This window comes from Bradyrhizobium sp. BRP19, from assembly GCF_020194195.1.
GTDB classification, from domain to species: Bacteria; Pseudomonadota; Alphaproteobacteria; order Rhizobiales; family Xanthobacteraceae; genus Bradyrhizobium; species Bradyrhizobium yuanmingense.
The window spans coordinates 1-425 of the sequence record NZ_JADYVZ010000165.1; the positions used below are offsets into that span (position 1 = coordinate 1).

Annotated in this window: 1 protein-coding gene; it reads right to left on the reverse strand. The window is 64.9% G+C overall.

Annotation, left to right across the window (positions count from 1 at the left end):
- Positions 1-322 (reverse strand): flagellar basal body protein (locus I6F36_RS39015; protein WP_225173296.1); only part of this gene is annotated, 322 nt, incomplete at its 3' end.
- Positions 323-425 lie beyond the last annotated feature (103 nt).

Below are 425 nucleotides of genomic sequence, written 5' to 3' on the forward strand. Positions count from 1 at the left end.
CCTTCAGCATCTGCTCTTCCAGGTTGACGGCGTTGCCGGCCGGCCTGGTCATGAAGGCGTTCTTGCCGCCATCATGGTCGAAATTCTCCGGTGCGCCGGACGCCGCGATATGGCCGGTGCTGGTTCGCATCATCGGCAGCGTGCCCATCGCTCCGCCGACCGGCGCGCCGTTGCGGTCGAATGTGGGTTCGACCAGGTCGCGCGGCTTGAAGTTGGGCGTATCGGAGTTGGAAACGTTCTCGGCGAGCACCCGCTGGCGCTCCTGGTGCCACTGCATCCTGGTGCGCAGCGCCGACATGATCGGTAGATCGTTGATGGACATCGCCGCGCCCCCGTTAACCTCTGGGGCCGTCCCCGAGGTAGGCAGAATTTGCCCGGTGTATGGTTAACGGCTGGTTAAATTGTTCCGGCCGGCGGCGGGCGCC